The following is a 1,560-nucleotide window of genomic DNA, read 5'->3' on the forward strand; positions in this document are numbered from 1 at the left end:
CCACGAGCCGCAGCCCACTCACACAAGGGGGAGTGCGGAAGGGATGGGCTGAAACGGATCTTCGGGGATCTTCTTACCGATACGCTGGAGGGGGCATGAGGATGAACGGCGGAACTGATTGGGGAGGGGCGTCATGGCACTGAAGGAAGCTGTCGAGATGGCAAAGAAGGGGCTCTCCTATGCAAAGAGGACGAAATACAAGGAGGCGCTCGCCTACTACAACAAGGCGCTCACCATTGACCCGAATTACGCGGAGGGGCTCTTCCTCCGGGCAGCAGCGCTGATCGAGTCCGGCAGGTACAAGGAAGGTCTTTTAGACTGCGACAAGGCGATTGCCATCAACCAGAACCTTTCCGAGGCCTGGTCCAAGAAAGCGCTTGCCCTTTTCTATCTTGAACGGATCGAGGACGCCCTCGCCGCGAGCACCCGGGCATCGACCCTGAACGCGAACGATGTCACGGCATGGTACATCAAAGGCGTCTGCCTTGACGAGATGGGCCGGAGCGACGAGGCACAGGAAGCGTACGGGAAGTCACTCGAACTCGAAATTATCCTCGACATGCACGCGGATGCAAAGAAGATCCGGCAGCAGCGGTAGCGCACCAGGATAAGGCATCGCTCTTTTTTGCGGCTATCGAAAGCATTATCAAACGGAAAACCAATGTCACGATCAGACGGAGGAATCCGCATGTTATCGAAGTCTATGGAAACTGCGTTAAACCGGCAGGTCAACCGCGAGATGTATTCCGCGTACCTGTACCTGGCAATGTCTGCGTATTTTGAGACCGCAAGCATGAAGGGATTTGCAAAGTGGATGCGGATCCAGGCAAAGGAAGAGCAGACCCATGCGATGAAGATCTACGATTACATCATTGCACGCGGCGGTAAGGTCACGCTTGACGCAATCGAAGCCCCGAAGGCAAAGTGGGCCTCGGCCGGAAAGGTCTTCGAAGAGGTCTTTTCTCACGAGCAGAAGGTTACCGCGATGATTAACAACCTCGTGGACCTCGCGATCAAGGAGAAAGACCACGCAACATTCGAGATGCTCCAGTGGTTTGTCAAAGAGCAGGTGGAAGAAGAGGAACACGCAAGCGAGATCGTCTCGCAGATCGCTATCCTTGGCGATGTTGTCGGGCATCTCTTCTGGCTCGACCACCAGCTGGGGAAGCGGGAATAATTCATTTCCTTTTTCTTTCGTTCATCACCCACATTGTTTCTTCATCCGGGCAGGGGCGCTCGTTCTTTCGTCCGGATAACCGGCGGGATTATACGGTATGGCTGTCAACATACCCCGCAGGGGAGTGTTCTCACGTGAAGAGTCCCGTGTATTTTGCGAGCCTCCGTGCGTATTCCGATAAGGAAGCGACCACGGAGAAAGTGCGACGGCTGTTCGATGTGGCCGGGTTTTCCGATCTCATTGCACCGCAGGACAAGACCGGAATCAAGCTCCATTTCGGGGAGGTGGGGAGCGACGGGTTCATCAGCCCGGTGTACGTGCGGCAGGTCGTCGAGAAGGTGAAGGAGAACAAAGGTCTCCCGTTCCTCACGGATACAAACACC

Annotated in this window: 3 protein-coding genes; all 3 read left to right on the top strand. The window is 55.4% G+C overall.

Annotated elements, in window-relative coordinates:
* The first annotated feature begins 133 nt into the window (after positions 1-133).
* The gene (locus CW742_RS12495) at positions 134-598 is read left to right on the top strand and encodes a tetratricopeptide repeat protein (protein WP_292420850.1); all 465 of its coding nucleotides are present in this window, start codon (positions 134-136) and stop codon (positions 596-598) included.
* Positions 599-688: 90 nt separating this feature from the next.
* Positions 689-1,177, top strand: coding sequence for a ferritin (locus CW742_RS12500; RefSeq protein ID WP_292420852.1), 489 nt, complete (start codon positions 689-691; stop codon positions 1,175-1,177).
* A gap of 134 nt (positions 1,178-1,311) precedes the next feature.
* The coding region (locus CW742_RS12505; protein ID WP_292420854.1) for a DUF362 domain-containing protein at positions 1,312-1,560 on the top strand (249 nt) is incomplete at its 3' end.

This window comes from Methanoregula sp. (assembly GCF_002835825.1).
Lineage (GTDB): Archaea > Halobacteriota > Methanomicrobia > Methanomicrobiales > Methanospirillaceae > Methanoregula.

Excerpts from the sequence above, each read along its gene's own strand:
- CW742_RS12495 (WP_292420850.1), top strand. The coding sequence starts at position 134 with ATGGCACTGAAGGAAGCTGTCGAGATGGCAAAGAAGGGGCTCTCCTAT.
- CW742_RS12500 (WP_292420852.1), top strand. The coding sequence starts at position 689 with ATGTTATCGAAGTCTATGGAAACTGCGTTAAACCGGCAGGTCAACCGC.